This window comes from Gilliamella sp. BG3, from assembly GCF_046635605.1.
Classification (GTDB): domain Bacteria; phylum Pseudomonadota; class Gammaproteobacteria; order Enterobacterales; family Orbaceae; genus Gilliamella; species Gilliamella bombi.
In genome coordinates this window covers 104,276-119,912 of sequence record NZ_JBIDFE010000001.1, presented here as the reverse complement: position 1 = coordinate 119,912, position 15,637 = coordinate 104,276, and the positions used below count along the sequence as shown (strand labels likewise).

General features: G+C 34.6%; 13 protein-coding genes and 5 tRNA genes. 13 read left to right on the top strand and 5 right to left on the bottom strand.

Annotation, left to right across the window (positions count from 1 at the left end):
• The first annotated feature begins 207 nt into the window (after positions 1 to 207).
• From ACGH6S_RS00580 to ACGH6S_RS00550, 7 genes are all read left to right on the top strand, one after another.
• A complete protein-coding gene (locus ACGH6S_RS00580; protein WP_174799480.1) occupies positions 208 to 822 on the top strand; it encodes a TIGR04211 family SH3 domain-containing protein in 615 nt (204 codons plus the stop codon).
• Positions 823 to 1,920 carry a multifunctional CCA addition/repair protein gene (locus ACGH6S_RS00575; RefSeq protein WP_174799479.1) on the top strand — a complete coding sequence of 366 codons (1,098 nt, stop codon included), beginning with the start codon at positions 823 to 825 and terminating at the stop codon, positions 1,918 to 1,920. It begins immediately after the preceding gene.
• Positions 1,921 to 2,036: 116 nt separating this feature from the next.
• Positions 2,037 to 2,113: transfer RNA gene (locus tag ACGH6S_RS00570), tRNA-Met, on the top strand.
• A gap of 37 nt (positions 2,114 to 2,150) precedes the next feature.
• A tRNA-Leu gene (locus ACGH6S_RS00565) sits at positions 2,151 to 2,235 on the top strand.
• A gap of 25 nt (positions 2,236 to 2,260) precedes the next feature.
• Positions 2,261 to 2,335: transfer RNA gene (locus tag ACGH6S_RS00560), tRNA-Gln, on the top strand.
• 77 nt (positions 2,336 to 2,412) lie between these two features.
• Positions 2,413 to 2,494 (top strand) — tRNA-Leu (locus tag ACGH6S_RS00555).
• Between the two features lie 26 nt (positions 2,495 to 2,520).
• A tRNA-Gln gene (locus tag ACGH6S_RS00550) sits at positions 2,521 to 2,595 on the top strand.
• Between the two features lie 473 nt (positions 2,596 to 3,068).
• Here the strand turns inward: ACGH6S_RS00550 and cydC are convergent.
• The 3 genes from cydC to trxB are packed head-to-tail and all read right to left on the bottom strand — an operon-like array spanning position 3,069 to position 7,378.
• The gene (gene cydC / locus ACGH6S_RS00545; protein ID WP_411578157.1) at positions 3,069 to 4,700 is read right to left on the bottom strand and encodes a heme ABC transporter ATP-binding protein/permease CydC; all 1,632 of its coding nucleotides are present in this window, start codon (positions 4,698 to 4,700) and stop codon (positions 3,069 to 3,071) included.
• The gene (gene cydD, locus ACGH6S_RS00540; RefSeq protein WP_411578156.1) at positions 4,694 to 6,409 is read right to left on the bottom strand and encodes a heme ABC transporter permease/ATP-binding protein CydD; all 1,716 of its coding nucleotides are present in this window, start codon (positions 6,407 to 6,409) and stop codon (positions 4,694 to 4,696) included. The genes cydC and cydD overlap by 7 nt, the downstream gene beginning before the upstream one ends.
• Before the next feature lie 15 nt (positions 6,410 to 6,424).
• The gene (trxB, locus tag ACGH6S_RS00535) at positions 6,425 to 7,378 is read right to left on the bottom strand and encodes a thioredoxin-disulfide reductase (RefSeq protein ID WP_411578155.1); all 954 of its coding nucleotides are present in this window, start codon (positions 7,376 to 7,378) and stop codon (positions 6,425 to 6,427) included.
• Positions 7,379 to 7,741: 363 nt separating this feature from the next.
• On the opposite strand from trxB, the gene ACGH6S_RS00530 reads away from it, so the two are divergent.
• Positions 7,742 to 7,927 (top strand): hypothetical protein, encoded by a 186-nt coding sequence (locus ACGH6S_RS00530; RefSeq protein WP_034909658.1) that lies wholly within the window; start codon positions 7,742 to 7,744, stop codon positions 7,925 to 7,927.
• A gap of 64 nt (positions 7,928 to 7,991) precedes the next feature.
• Here the strand turns inward: ACGH6S_RS00530 and ACGH6S_RS00525 are convergent, their stop codons facing one another.
• Positions 7,992 to 8,663, bottom strand: a complete 672-nt coding sequence (locus tag ACGH6S_RS00525) for an NAD(P)H-dependent oxidoreductase (protein ID WP_411578154.1) — start codon at positions 8,661 to 8,663, stop codon at positions 7,992 to 7,994.
• Positions 8,664 to 8,671: 8 nt separating this feature from the next.
• Positions 8,672 to 9,934, bottom strand: coding sequence for an AmpG family muropeptide MFS transporter (locus ACGH6S_RS00520; RefSeq protein WP_174799476.1), 1,263 nt, complete (start codon positions 9,932 to 9,934; stop codon positions 8,672 to 8,674).
• 282 nt (positions 9,935 to 10,216) lie between these two features.
• Here ACGH6S_RS00520 and ACGH6S_RS00515 point away from each other — a divergent pair, with 282 nt between their 5' ends.
• The 5 genes from ACGH6S_RS00515 (at position 10,217) to ACGH6S_RS00495 (ending at position 15,501) form a co-directional block, all read left to right on the top strand.
• A complete protein-coding gene (locus tag ACGH6S_RS00515; protein ID WP_065589583.1) occupies positions 10,217 to 11,206 on the top strand; it encodes a 2-hydroxyacid dehydrogenase in 990 nt (329 codons plus the stop codon).
• Positions 11,207 to 11,261: 55 nt separating this feature from the next.
• Positions 11,262 to 12,335 (top strand): lytic murein transglycosylase B, encoded by a 1,074-nt coding sequence (mltB, locus tag ACGH6S_RS00510; RefSeq protein WP_065589563.1) that lies wholly within the window; start codon positions 11,262 to 11,264, stop codon positions 12,333 to 12,335.
• Between the two features lie 575 nt (positions 12,336 to 12,910).
• Positions 12,911 to 13,330: an OsmC family protein gene (locus ACGH6S_RS00505; RefSeq protein WP_065589564.1), complete on the top strand. Its 420-nt coding sequence runs from the start codon at positions 12,911 to 12,913 to the stop codon at positions 13,328 to 13,330.
• A 111-nt stretch (positions 13,331 to 13,441) separates the two neighbouring features.
• Positions 13,442 to 14,791, top strand: a complete 1,350-nt coding sequence (locus ACGH6S_RS00500) for an APC family permease (RefSeq protein WP_238786483.1) — start codon at positions 13,442 to 13,444, stop codon at positions 14,789 to 14,791.
• An 83-nt stretch (positions 14,792 to 14,874) separates the two neighbouring features.
• The gene (locus ACGH6S_RS00495; RefSeq protein ID WP_174799474.1) at positions 14,875 to 15,501 is read left to right on the top strand and encodes a LysE/ArgO family amino acid transporter; all 627 of its coding nucleotides are present in this window, start codon (positions 14,875 to 14,877) and stop codon (positions 15,499 to 15,501) included.
• The last annotated feature ends 136 nt before the right edge of the window (positions 15,502 to 15,637 follow it).

The following is a 15,637-nucleotide window of genomic DNA, read 5'->3' as shown; positions in this document are numbered from 1 at the left end:
TCACTTATATAAAATAATAGCTATTTATATAAAATAATATTTTTAATTTCATATTTTGTGATTAAGATTTCACAAAAATGTAAACGATTTCATTATTGAAGGTTATATTTATTTTAGTTTTTAAAACTATTTATTATAAAATGAATATGCGACTTGCTATTATTTTATGTTATCATGAAACTATTTATAGATGCTTATTGGAAATATATGAAAAAACAGAATATTATTGCACTACTTTCGTTTTTTGCGATTTCTTTTAATGGTTACGCTATAGACAAATATGTGACTGATAATGTCGATATTTATTTGCGTAGAGGTCCTGGTTCGCAATATGCGTATTCTAATGCAGTTAAAGCTGGAGAAAAAGTTGTTGAGCTTGAAAAAAGTGCAGATGGCAAATTTACTCGCATTCAACTTAATAATGGTAGCACCGCTTGGATTGAAACAAGCAAACTAAATGAACAACCTAGTTATAAAGAACGCTTTCCAGTGCTAGAAGCAAAACTAGCAGAATATCAAGATAAAGTTGATAATGCTGAGGCAAATCAACAAAAATTGTTAAGTGACTATATCCAAAAGTTGCAGACGGCTGAAAAATCTATAGAAACACTTCAAAATAAAAATGAAGCACTAGAACAACAAGTTAAGGAGCAAAATTCACGAATTGAATCAATGCTAAATCAAGTTGATGATAAACGCCGTGACCTTATTGTAACTTGGTTTACCTATGGTGGTCTTGTTGCTGGAGGCGGTCTTATTTTAGGGCTTATATTACCAAGAATTATACCAAACCGACGCAAAAAAGATCGTTGGATGAGATAGATGAGTAAAATCTATCTTGTAGGAGGGAGTGTGCGCGATAAATTGTTGCACCAACCTGTTGCTGATCATGACTGGGTTGTTGTTGGCGCTACGCCAGACGAGCTTTTAGCATTAGGTTATCAACAAGTCGGTAAAGACTTTCCAGTTTTTTTACACCCTCATACGAAAGAAGAATATGCGTTGGCTCGCACTGAGCGTAAATCCGGTAGAGGTTATACTGGATTTATCTGTGATTTTGGTAAAGAGATTACATTAGAACAAGATCTGATTCGCCGTGATTTAACCATTAACGCCATTGCAATGGACGAAGATGGCAATATAATTGATCCATATCATGGCGTTGATGACATCAAACATAAAATCTTACGCCATGTATCGCCAGCCTTCCGAGAAGATCCTCTACGTATTTTGCGCGTAGCTCGTTTTGCAGCTCGTTTTCATCAATTCGGTTTTACTGTAGCTCCTCAAACTCTAGATCTAATGAAACAAATGGTATTAGCCGGTGAGGTTAGTTACTTAACACCAGAACGTGTGTGGAAAGAAACTGAAAAAGCATTGTTGACATCAAATCCACAGATCTATTTTCAAGTACTAGAACAATGTGGAGCGCTTCCATTATTATTTTCATCATTAGACTTAACAGACACTATTAGTGATGCACTAAAAAAATCTGCTATATTAACTAATGATTTAACAATCCGTTTTGCTGTACTGTGTGCACAGTTATCTAATAAATTAGCGGTCGAAGCATTATGTGCAAAAATTAAAGTACCTAACAACTATACTAAAGTTGCCGTCATGGTTCAGCAGAATCGAAATAATCTTGAACAAGTGCAAACCCTGACAGCTGAACAAATTATTTCTTTGCTAAATAGCATTGATGTATGGCGCAACCCTTCGCACCTTGAACAATTAATTATTGCAAGCCAAGCTTTTACTAAAACAACATCGTTTGCACAAGCAAATTATATAAAAGAAGCTTATAAAATCGCCAATGGCATCAATGTGCAGCAAATTATTTCTGATGGTTATACAGGAAAACAAATTCATTTTGAGTTACAAAAAAGGCGAATCGAAGCGTTATTAAACTGGATTTGATTGCATCTTAATCAATCGTCATTTTTTTTCAAAATATCTTAAAAAAATAGTTGACGATTTGGCGTAACCCTAGCATAATGCGCCTCGCAGTGTTGGTTACGACGTTGCGAATGAATGGCTACGTAGCTCAGCTGGTTAGAGCACATCACTCATAATGATGGGGTCACAGGTTCGAATCCCGTCGTAGCCACCATTAGGATTAGGTAGTACTTTTACCGAAAGTGTTCAGTGCGGGTGTGGCGAAATTGGTAGACGCACCAGATTTAGGTTCTGGCGCCGCAAGGCGTGTGAGTTCAAGTCTCTCCACCCGCACCATTTTATCTTAATATCTATCCTTTATTGGGGTATAGCCAAGCGGTAAGGCAGCGGGTTTTGATCCCGCCACGCCCAGGTTCGAATCCTGGTACCCCAGCCATTCCAATATGCATAATTTTGGTATTTCATTCTTGATTTATATCAATGTTTGATGTGTTAATTATTCACTATTTTCATGTGAGCATAATGGAATTGGTAGATGTGCTAGATTCAAGGTCTAGCTTGGAAATATGTGCGAGTTCAAATCTCACTGCTCGTATCAAAAGTGATTTTCACTTTCTATAGTGGGGTATAGCCAAGCGGTAAGGCAGCGGGTTTTGATCCCGCCACGCCCAGGTTCGAATCCTGGTACCCCAGCCAATAAAATAAAACAATTAATTATGATTTAAAACTATTTGAAGATATCCCTTGTTATTAGCTTGATGGCGGTAGAATAGTAGTTCATCTTATAAATAGTTCAGCTCTGTGTTTTCCTACATGTAATGAGTACTAAAGTAGATTTAAACAAGAAAAATTGAGCTATTTACTATATTGAAATACTATTTTTTAAGTCAATTTAAATAGCTAGATTTAAAAAGGAAAAATTTTGATTGTCTTTTTAATAGATTACTCGAATTTTGGGAAGGTTTCGTGTAACTACTTTAAATATCATAACTTAACCCCAAAAAGAGACCACATTCAAACTACTTTCTTATAACTATCTAATTTAAAATCAAATAAAATCAATAGTCTATCTGAACGTTTTTATAAGCAAAACTTTCGAATTTTTACAATTACGGAAAGCTAATATTGCCCTTTATCAGCAATGAATGACATATAAATTAAACCATTAATCAAAGTGAAATAATTCGATCAAACAGCGGATTATCAGTCAAACGATGCGTAACCATGATTAGTGTTTTGCCTTTACATGTCTGCTTTATCAATTGGATAATTTGTTGTTCTGTTCGTTGATCAAGGCTTTCTGTTGGTTCGTCCATTAAAATTAAAGGGGAATTATGCAGTAATGCTCTTGCAATGCCTATACGACGAATTTCACCGCCAGATAAAGTACGCCCACCTTGTCCAATTAGCATATTTAAACCTTGTTCTGTAGTTAGTAATTTGTCCAATTCAACTTGATGTAGAACCTCAATAAGCTGTTGATCAGTTGCATTAGGATTACCAATGAGTAAATTTTGCCGTAAAGTCTCACTAAAAATGGTAATAACTTGCGGAACCATTGCAATGGCTTGTCGCAAAGTTTTTTCATCCAGTTGATTTATTGGAGTATCATTAAAATAAATATTGCCGGAGCTTGCCTCCCAAGTCCGATTTACTAGGCTTAATAAAGTTGATTTACCACAACCTGTTTTACCAATTATTCCAATATGTTCACCTTGTTCAACCGTTAAGGAAAAATCAGTTAATATCGCAAAAGGTTGATTTGGGTAGCTGAAATTAATTTGTTCAAATTTTAATTTTGCTGTAGTTAAATCTATCGCTTTACCTTTAGAAACAAATTGAATGTCGGGCGTTTGATTAAAAATAGCCGTTGTGCGTGTGGCAGAAGTAAGTACTTGCCCTAAAAAGATAAATGCGCCAGGAATTGGCATGAGTATTTCAGCACTTGCAAGACTAACAAATACAAATAGTGCCACTAAAGGGGATAGGGTGTATTGGGTAATTAGCCACAGAACAAGCAACGTTAAAAAACCAGCAATCAGCACAATCAATGCGCTTGATAGTGCCATTAATGTTGATTGACGTTGCTGGTTATAAAGCCAGTTTGATTCAAGCTCATCAAGTTTAGCACGATAGCGTGGTTGTGCATTAAATAGGATAAGTTCAGCTTGTCCTTGTAGATAATTAATTAATAATAAACGATATTCACTTTGTTGTTTAGCTAGTGTTTTGCCGAGTTGTTTTCCTGCTTGATAAAAAATGACCGGAACCACAAGTAAGGTGGTTGTAAGGATAATAGTAATAATTAACGCAATAGGTAAGTTTATATTTGCTAACCCAACAAACAAAACAACAATGGTAACAAGTGCGGTTACAATAGGTGAAAAAAGTTTTAGGTATAAGTGATCAAGTGCGTCAATATCGACAATAAAGCGATTAAGCAAGTCAGCCCGTTGATAGTGGGCTAATTGATTGGCACTTAAGGGCAAAATCTTACGAAAAGCTAACGTTCTTAAATAAGCTAAGATTTTAAATGTAGTATTATGATCAACTAAACGCTCCATATAGCGAGCGGCGGTTCGAATAATTGCCGCAGCACGAACACCAGCAGCAGGCAACATATAATTGAAAGTATACAAACCTGCAACGCCAACAAAAGCGGTAGAAGCCAAAAACCACCCTGATAATGACAGCAAAAATACGCTGGCAAATAGGGTAAGAATTGACAAAAATAATCCCAATAAAATTTGCCTAAAATAGTGTTTATATAGTGCGATATAAGGGCGTAATATAGCTAGCATAAATACCCCTTGATATCACAGTGTAGCTTACCATTAGCCAATTGCCAGATTTGTTTAAAATCTTCCATGTCATCTGTTTGATGAGTAATTGTAATGCTATTCGGGGCAATGTGCTGCTGATCCAAATTTTGGATGGTTTGTTTATCTAAACTAGCAGTTGGTTCATCAAGAATCAATAATTGACAGGGTTTTAGCATTGCTCTGGCTAAGGCGATCCGCTGTGCTTGTCCAACTGATAAACGTACCGCATCTTCGCCAACTTGGGTTTTAATGCCTTGTGGTAATTTAGCAATAACTTCGGTCAATTGGGTTTTGGCTATCACGTTATCCAGTTCATGGTTGGTTGCATTTTGTTTACCCAATAAAATATTTTCACGGATAGTACCATTAATCAAGTAAGGATTTTGACCAATCCAGCTTACTTGCAGTTGCCAATCATTAATATCTAATTGATTAAATTCAATACCATTAATCTTTAGTGAGCCTTGATAAGGTAAAAAACCGAGTAGTACTTGCATTAACGAAGTTTTTCCCTCGCCGCTAGTTCCTATTAGAGCTAATTTAAATGGTGCTTGCAAACTAAACGATAATGGACCAACGATAGGTTGTTGTTCGTTAGATAATACAATTAAATTATCTGCTTCAATTGTTTTTAATGGTTCAGTCAATTTTATGTTTGTTATATTATCATTGGCTTGTTTTGGTGCGATTTTTTTACTTAAAAAACTTTCGATATTATCTGCTGCTGCGATTGCTTCAGCTTTGGCATGATAGTAAGTGCCCAAATCACGTAAAGGTTGAAAGTATTCAGGGGCTAACATTAGCGCAAAAAAACCAGCAAATAAAGTAACAGTTCCATTATATGCACCAAAATCGAATTCGCCTAAATACGAAAATCCAAAATAAACCGCCACAATGGCGATTGAAATAGAAGTAAAAAACTCCAATACGGCTGAAGATAAAAAGGCTATTTTGAGCACTTGCATAGTTTTAATACGAAAATCTTCAGAGGCAATGGCTATTTCGTTAGTTTGTTTTTCGCCTTGGTTGAATAATCGAATGGTATTGAGTCCTTTTAAACGATCTAAAAAATGACCGCTTAAATATGCGAGCGCTTTAAAATGACGACGATTAATATCAGCGGCTCCCATTCCCACTAAAATCATAAAAATAGGAATCAGGGGGGCGGTGCAAAGCAAAATTGTAGCAGCAGCCCAGTTAAATGGGAAGATAGCAATACAGATTAAAATCGGTGCCATGCCTGCCAATCGCATTTGAGGAAGATAACGGGCAAAAAAGTCATGCAATTTATCAACTTGTTCAATAAGCAATGTACTCCATGCGCCGCTCGTGCTTTGATTTAAATAAGCAGGTCCATGCAACTCAAGTTGATCAATTAATTGCTGTCGAATTTGCTGACGAACTTTTTTGCCTATGGCAAAGTTGATCTTTTCGCGTAGATAAATTAAGCCTGCTCGACCAAGTAACACTGCAATTAGTGCGCCAAAAAAAGGCAGAATATCCACAAAATAGTGTTGTTCAATAATAATTTTTTGCAAAATTACAGCGAGTAATGCAGATTGAATAATAACTAATATAGTTAAAACCAAGCCGGTTAAAATTGAAGCACGCAAATTAGTTTTATGCATTTTTGCTTGCTGTTTTAACCAGCCAAGTAGATAGGTCTGGCGTTTTTTATCTAATGACATAAAGATCTTTACTGCTTATTTTAAATTATCCAAATAATGTTCTGCATCTAAAGCAGCCATACAGCCTGTACCTGCTGAAGTGATTGCTTGACGATAGACATGATCCATTACATCACCAGCAGCAAAAATCCCTTCGACACTGGTTTGAGTAGCGTTGCCTTGCGTGCCTGATTGTACTTTGATATAACCGCCATTTAGTTCAAGTTGACCTTCAAATATAGCGGTGTTTGGTTTGTGGCCAATAGCGATAAACACGCCTAAAACCGATAACTCTTCGGTAATATTAGGATCTTGTGAGCTACGGATTCTAACTCCAGTTACTCCCATGTTATCCCCTAAAACTTCATCAACTACACGATGAGTATGTAGGATAACTTTGCCTTCTTTAATTTTTTGCTCTAAGCGATCCATTAAGATTTTTTCTGCTCTAAAGGTATCTCGACGGTGAATTAAATGTACTTCACTTGCGATATTGGCTAAATAAAGCGTTTCTTCAACCGCGGTATTGCCACCACCCACTACAGCAACTTTTTGGTTGCGATAGAAAAATCCATCACAGGTAGCACAAGCCGACACACCTTTACTTTTGAATGCTTCTTCTGACGGTAAACCAAGGTATTGCGCTGATGCGCCAGTTGCAATAATAAGCGCATCACAACTGTATTGCGTTTCGCTACCATAAAGCTTAAATGGCTTTGTGCTAAAATCAACGCGATCAATTTGATCTAAAATAATTTCAGTATTAAATCTTTCTGCATGTTCTTTCATCTTAAGCATTAATTCTGGTCCTGTTAAATCAGGAGCACCGGCTGGCCAGTTTTCAAGATCGGTTGTGGTAGTTAGTTGCCCACCTTCTTGCATTCCTGTAATTAACACGGGGGAAAGGTTAGCTCGTGCGGCATAAACAGCAGCAGTGTAACCGGCAGGACCAGAGCCAAGTATTAATAAACGAGCATGTTTGGTTTTCATTTTAAATCCTTACTTATTTTAAAATTTTGACAATTTTAGGCAAAATTAACGCAATTTATTGCCAATAAGTCTAACATTATCAATCGTTATAATGTAAAAGAATTGTTTATTATAGCAATAGGTAATCATAATAGGCTTTTTTGTATTGCGCCAATTTTTATTAAACTAAAAGTTTATCTTTTTATTTTCAATTATTTTAAATACATTTATTCTTTATTTAAACTACATTAATTTTTGTTTTTGTTTTTACTGTTTAGAATATGCGATTTTCTTATTCTTATATCCGTTATCTCAAATTTTTTATTATTTAATAAGATATTTTTGATTATTGGTTTAGTTAACATCCTAACAGTAGGAGAGAAGATGAGTAATCCTTCAAAAGAAAGTGTCGAAGCTGTACTTACAAAAATTAATTGGGCTCAAGAGATTTTAAATTCAGTACAACAAAATATTACCGATCCTCAGATTGGTAATATTTTATCTGGAATTGCCTTTATTATGGATTCAGCTTCATCTGAAGCCGAAGCGCTTTATCAATCAATTGAATAATAATAAGTTATCTATTTTTATCAACACCTTCAATTACCATTTTGTGATTGAAGGTGACTATTGTTTAATTCGTTTCGCTGCTATCAGTTAGATATGTAGTTAAGTCTGAAAGTGGCCAACGAATATGCGCTGTTGGTTCATTAATTCGATAACCAAAAGCTAAGCAAAGTCCTATCCCGAATGAGTCGCCACCAAATTGTGGAATATATTTTTCTAGGATCTTTATGACTTTATCATGATCGAATCCACCAATAGCACATGAATCAATACCACGAAATGCCGCTGCAGTCATCATATTGGCACTAGCGATATAGTCTTGCATTTCTGACCAGTGGTTGATGGTTAAACCGTCGGCTAAGCCTTGTTCGCAAAAATTGATAAATCCTTGACAGGCAATATCAATATCGGTTTGGTTATTGGGATCAGGTAAGGTGCGTGCAATTGTTTGTCGTAAATAATCGCTCTGTAACGTAAAATTATTGGCTTTGCGGTAAAGTACAATGACAAAATGTGAACAGCTGGTAACTTGTTCTTGGTTATAGCAAACATTACGTAATTCAACTTTTATCTTGTGACTATCAACAACCACAAAATGCCATGGCTCCATGCCAAATGATGAAGGAGATTGACGACCCGCTTCTAAAATATATTTAATATCATCATCACTAATTTTTTTGGTATTATCAAATTTTTTACATGCATGTCTAAAGTCGAATGCTTGGGTTAGTTTGTCCATATTTTCTCCTAAGATTGGCTATTCCACGGGGCAACTTTTAACAATAATAACATACCGGGAAAGGCAAGAATAAAACATAACCAAAAAAAGTTTGTCCATCCTAAGTGTTCAACCATAAAACCGGTAGATGCATTAATTAGAGTTCTTGGCACTGAAGCAATGCTGGTAAATAAAGCAAATTGTGTAGCGGTATAAAGTGGATTAGTTGTTTTAGCAATAAACGCTACAAAAGCAGCCGAACCAAGACCGACACCAAGTGATTCAATCCCTATCACTATGGCTAATAACGTTTTTTGAAATATTCCTATTGTAGTAAAAGGTCCTTCTATCGAAAGCCAAATAAATCCTAAAATTGATATAACTTGGACAACACCAAAAGACCATAATGCTCGGTTTATGCCTATTTTGATCATCAAAATGCCACCCATTAATGCTCCAAACACACTTGGCCATAAAGAAGCATTTTTGGCAATCCAACCAATGTCGGGGCGACTATAGCCCATTTGTAAGTAGAAAGGCGTGGCTAAGGATGTAGCCATGCTATCACCTAATTTATATAAAAAGATAAATGTTAAAACCCATATGGCTGTTTTAAGTCCATTTCGAGTAATAAATTCACTAAATGGCTTAATGATGATATCTTCAAAAGTATGATTTTGGGGCGATTGGTTAATTGGTTCTTTTACTAGTAACGTCATAATGATAGCAGGCAGCATAAATAATGCAGTGATGATAAAAACACTATTCCAAGGCAAGGTATTTGATAATATTAGTGATAATGAACCTGGCACTAAACCTGCAATGCGATAAGCATTGGTATGAATACTATTACCAAGTCCTAATTCTTTATCAAGCAATAACTCTCGTCTAAAGGCATCAAGAGCAATATCTTGTGTAGCTGAAAATAGTGCAATAATAAAGCAAATGGTTGCTATTAACCAAATATTCAATGAAGGTGAAAAAAATCCTAATATTGCGATAGAAAATATAAGTGTTATTTGGGACCCAAGCATCCAACCACGTCGTCTCCCTAAATTAAAGAGCGAAATGTTATCCATCAATGGTGACCAGATAAATTTAAAAATATAGGGAATTTGCGTTAATGAAAAGGCTCCAATTGTTTTGATATTAATACCATCACTTTCTAACCATGCAGGTAACAGTTGTAATAATAAATAAAAAGGAAGACCAGAAGCAAAACCTGTAAAAATGCAGATTAGCATCTTGGTCGTAAAAATGGTTTTTAAAAGTGAATTCTGCGAGCTATTCATTATTTAACTTTATTGTTAGTTTTTGGCAAAGTGTTATCATAGCACACAACATATAAAAAATAATTCAGCAAGCCAAGATTGACCGTTTTATCCAAAGTCATGTTTTCAATATAAGAAAGTTATGCGCAATGACTTTTTGAAAGTTAGAGATTCATTATTTTAGCTATTTTTTGTTAAAAAGTTTCAGGTAACTATGTGTTTCAGTATAAAATTAATGTCAATAATTAATTAAGAGATTAACAAACTACCATTTAAAAGGGGTGTAGTAATATGAAAAGTTCAATTAAAGTGGCTGTTTTTAGTAGTAAACATTATGATAAAGAACATTTAGAAATCGCTAATAAAAAATATGGCTTTGATATCGAATATTATGAACATAAACTTAGCTGTAAAACAGTGGTTACCGCCCAAGGTTATGACGCAGTTTGTGCATTTGTTAATGACGAAGTAGATAGAAAAGTACTAAAAAAATTAGCAAGTTATGGCATTAAGATTTTAGCGCTTCGTTGCGCTGGGTTTGATAATGTTGATTTAACTGAAGCTGAAAAGTTAGGTATCACGGTGGTTCGTGTGCCAGCTTATTCACCAGAAGCAGTTGCAGAACATGCAGTGGCTTTAATGATGACGTTAAATAGAAGAACGCATAAAGCCTATCAGCGTACTCGTGATGCTAACTTTTCGTTAGATGGATTAACTGGATTTAATATGCACAATCGTACTGCTGGTGTTATTGGTACGGGCAAAATTGGTCAAGCGATTATCCGCATTTTGAAAGGTTTTGGTATGCATATTCTTGCCTATGATCCTTATCCTAATGATGTTGCAGTTGAATTAGGAGCGCAATATGTTGAGTTAGATGAGTTATATGCAAAATCTGATGTGATTACGTTACATTGCCCTATGACCCCTGAAAATTATCATTTATTGAATAAAGATTCTTTCCAAAAAATGAAAGACGGCGTGATGATTATCAATACTAGTCGTGGCGCATTACTTGATGCAACCGCAGCTATTGATGCATTAAAGAAAACAAAAATTGGTGCTTTAGGCATGGATGTTTATGAAAACGAACGTGATCTCTTTTTTGAAGACAAATCTAATGATGTTATTTTAGATGATGTGTTCCGTCGTTTATCTTCCTGCCATAATGTTATTTTTACGGGGCACCAAGCCTTTTTAACACAAGAAGCATTGTTAAATATTTCTGATACGACGTTAAACAATATTAAACAAGTTTCGGCAGGAGAATCATGCCCAAATATTGTTAAATAACAATAAATATTTTATGATGTTGTCGATTTTTAATTACTTAAAATATGGATTTTTTATGCAGCGTATTGCCATTTTTATTAGTACAATTTTATTGCTTGTAGCTTGTAGTAGTAATAAATCTTCAACATCTCCCATGAAAGAACACCGTGGACATGCAAATGTTAAAGGCGGTGTCTATCTCGAAAAAGAGCACAATCAATCTAAAACCGCTAGTGCGTCACTAGACATAGATAAAGAAAAATTTATTGATAGAATGGTTAGTAAGCATGGTTTTAATCGTCAACAACTCCGTAATGTGCTTGCTCAAGCTAATAAGCTCGATTGGGTAATTAATTTAATGGATAAACAAGCACCAAAAGCAACCTCGCCAACGGCACCAAATGGTGCTTGGATTCGATATAAAAATAAATTTATTACACCAAGTAACCTTCCTCGTGGTGTTGAATTTTGGAATCAATACCAAAAAGAATTACAGCGTGCTTATAATGAATATGGTGTGCCACCCGAAATTATTGTTGGCATTATTGGCGTCGAAACAGGTTGGGGTAGAGTGATGGGAAAAACTAAAATCATTGATGCCTTGTCAACTCTTGCCTTTTACTATCCAAGACGTGCGAAATATTTTTCTGACGAATTAGAAGATTTTTTAGTTATGTGCCGAGATGAGGGGGTTGATCCCTTTGATTTGAGTGGATCATTTGCTGGTGCTATGGGATATGGTCAATTTATGCCATCAGCATTTAGACGTCACGCTGTTGATTTTAATCATGATGGGCATATTGATTTATGGGATCCTGTTGATGCTATTGGTAGTGTGGCAAGCTATTTTAAATCATACGGTTGGCAACGTGGTAAAAAAGTGGCTGTAATGGCTGATGGCCAAGCACTATCACTTGATACTGGTTTTAGTACTAAATACTCCATTGAAACATTAGCAAAAGCAGGGTTAAAACCACAAAGCTCATTAGAAGGACATACGCAGGTAAGTTTATTGCGTCTTGATATGGGCGATCGTTACCAATACTGGTATGGATTACCAAACTTTTATACTATCACCCGTTATAACCACAGCACTCATTATGCAATGGCCGTTTGGCAATTAGGACTTGCAGTTAAAGAAGCAAGATAGTCATTTAATGGTATTGCATCAAAACTGATAAGGTCGCTTTTGCGGCCTTTTTATTTATTAATGATGTTTAAAAAATGATTAATTTCGTTGCAAGCAATAATAAAATATACCAAAGAATTTAATTAATTTTTTAATCGATAATTTTTGTGCAAGTTGTGCACCTACTTTAGCCATCGAGATGCTTGCTAGCATAATAACTAATACGTCACCACCAAAATACTAGCTAATAATCTAGCCAAGGATCTTATCAAAAGGAAGATAATAAACTTAAAAATCATATTCAATCCTTAGAGTAGGGTAACCCAATCTATATAATTATTTGTTAAGCAAAAATTAAAATGAAAACATTGATTTTAATTACATATTGCTAATATTTTATTGCAAATAATACAGTGATTTTACCTGAATAATTTAAAAGATCTTAATGATTCTCTTAGTAAAAAGTTCACTAACATTGTCATATTTGATCAATAAAGTAATAATCAAAATGATGACAGCGTGGTTAAAAACGATTATGTTATTTAATAAATTTGTAACTAATAAGAAGGTTAAAGATAAATTTAAAGGAGATAATTATGAAAGATCGTTTAAAGTGGATTGATGAATTTGGTTTTTTAGGTGAAACTGCAAGTGGGCATTCGCTAGTGATGGATGGCGGTATTGAACATGGCGGGCGTAATCGTGGAGCTCGTCCTATGGAGCTTTTGTTGCATGGTGCAGCTGGTTGTATGGCTTATGATATTATTGCAATTTTAAAAAATAAAAAAAAAGATGTTCGTGATCTTTGGATAGATATTGATAAAACTCAAGCAGAATCCTCCCCTAAAGTGTATACGTCAATTAATTTTCATATTGTCATTACGGGTATTAATATTGATAACGAAGCAGTCGAAACGGCAGTAAAACTTGCATCAGAAAAATATTGCAGTGCCTCTATCATGCTTGGTAAAACAGCGAAAATGTCTTATACCTATGAGGTTAAAGAATATCACTAAAGTATGTTCTTATAACAAATAATTATAACCTAATAACAAGCTGATCTTAGCACGTTGCGGATTAATCATTTAATATTTCATCATTACTGATAATTGCGCTAGAGAATGATTATGCAACAGTTAAATAAAAATATGCGATTCCGGGATTTGGTTATTCTGGGATTGCTTTTTATTGGTCCAGCAGCACCTGTAGGATTATTTGGTGTTTTAGATGCGATAAGTGATGGTGCAGTTGCTTTGGTTTATATCATAGCAACTTTTGTAATGGCATTTACCGCGCTTTCTTATGCCAGAATGGCAAACGCTTTACCGCATGCGGGAGCTGTTTATGCTTATTGTTCTATTGGTATTCATCCTAGTGCTGGGTTTTTAGTAGGCTGGTTGCTGTTACTTGATTATATGTTTATCCCTGCGGTTGCGTACTTATTTAGCGGTATATCGTTCAATGCATTGATTCCCGAAGTACCAATATGGGTATGGACATGTTTAGCTGTTATGTTAACTACTACGCTGAATTTAGTTGGTGTTAGAAAATCGACTAAAATTACGTTAATCATCTTGATATTTGAAATTATTATATTACTTGCTGTGTTATCTGTTGGTATTTGGATAATAGCCACTAATGGTAGTAACAGAGATTGGTTACAACCTTTTATTGGTGGTGATTTATTCAGTTGGAGTAATCTATTTAATGCAGTGTCTATTGCTGTACTATCTTATTTGGGATTTGACGCTATTGCTACTTTTTCAGAAGAAAATGGCGGACCTCATAATTTAGTTAGTAAAGCGATTATATGTTGTTTAATTTTAGCTGGGTGTTTATTTGTGCTACAAATTTATGTCGGTAGCTTACTTAACCCTTATACCCCTGAATATTTGCGTAGTCATCCAGAACTACAAGGTAAAGTTTACTATCATATTGTTAATCAAGAAATTAATCTGTGGTTAGGGTGGGCACTAGGTTTAATGAAAGCTATTGGTGCATCATTTGCAGCAATGGTTGGACAAGCCGCAGCAAGTCGTCTTTTATTCAGTATGGGGCGTGACAAACGTTTACCTTCATTTTTTGCAAAAGTAGGAAAAAAAAGTGGTGTACCGACAATGGCTATTATATTTGCAGCGCTATTTAATTTATGTTTAGTTGTTATTGCTGCTAATAATGCTAAAGGGTTGCCAACTTTAGTTTCATTTGTTGATATTGGAGCATTAACTGCATTTATCATGTTACATTTATCTGTAATTGGCTATTTTAAGTTTAAAAAAGGCTCAAAAGGATGGTTTTCGTGGTTTCTAGACGTCTTTATGCCTATTATAGGTATTGTAGTGCTATTACCTGTATTATTACATATTGATAACGATGCAAAAATGGTCGGTATTATTTGGTTAGCTATTGGAATGATCATTCTCTATTTAAACAAAAATAAAACCAAACTATTGTGGTTAGAGAAAAATAACAAATAACAAATTCAATACGTTTGTTATAAACTTATAGCATTTAGATTATATAATAAATTTTCTTATCTTTATTCTGGTGTTATAACTAAATGCTATTGGAAATATTACGTGGTGCTTTCATTTCGGCTAGTTTAATTATTGCTATTGGTGCTCAAAATTTATTTGTACTCAAGCAAGGATTATTAAAAAATCATATCTTTTATGTGTCGGCAATTTGTTTTATTTGTGATTTTGCTTTAATGTCAATAGGGATTTTTGGGCTAGGTACTTTTATTCGTAGCAATTCTTTAATTACTAATATTTTAGCAATCTCTGGGGCGATTTTTTTAATTTGGTATGGTTTTTGTGCGTTTAAAAGTGCAATTAAAGGCACAAGTAGCATACAAATAGAATCTCAATCTCTTAACAATAACAACTCATTAAAAGTTGTATTGGCAACTTTGGCTGTTACTTTACTTAATCCTCATGTCTATTTGGATACTGTTGTTATTGTGGGTGGAATTGCTGGCACGTTAACTAATGAACAAAAATTTGCATTTTTGGTTGGTGCCGTCAGTGTTTCATTCATATGGTTTTTTAGTCTTGGTTACGGAGCAAAATTACTCATACCGCTATTTAGAAAGAAAAGAATGTGGGTAATATTGGACTGTATAGTTGGTGCTGTAATGTTCTATATTGCCTATTGTTTAGTTATGTATGTATTTGATATGCATTAAGCACATACATAACCAAAACGTTGAACTAATAATTATTATTTGGGAATTGTGTTAGGTTATTCTTGACAAGCTTGATATATATTATTTTTACAATATTGTTTAAAAGTAATGCTTAGCAGTTTGAATACCTTTTATA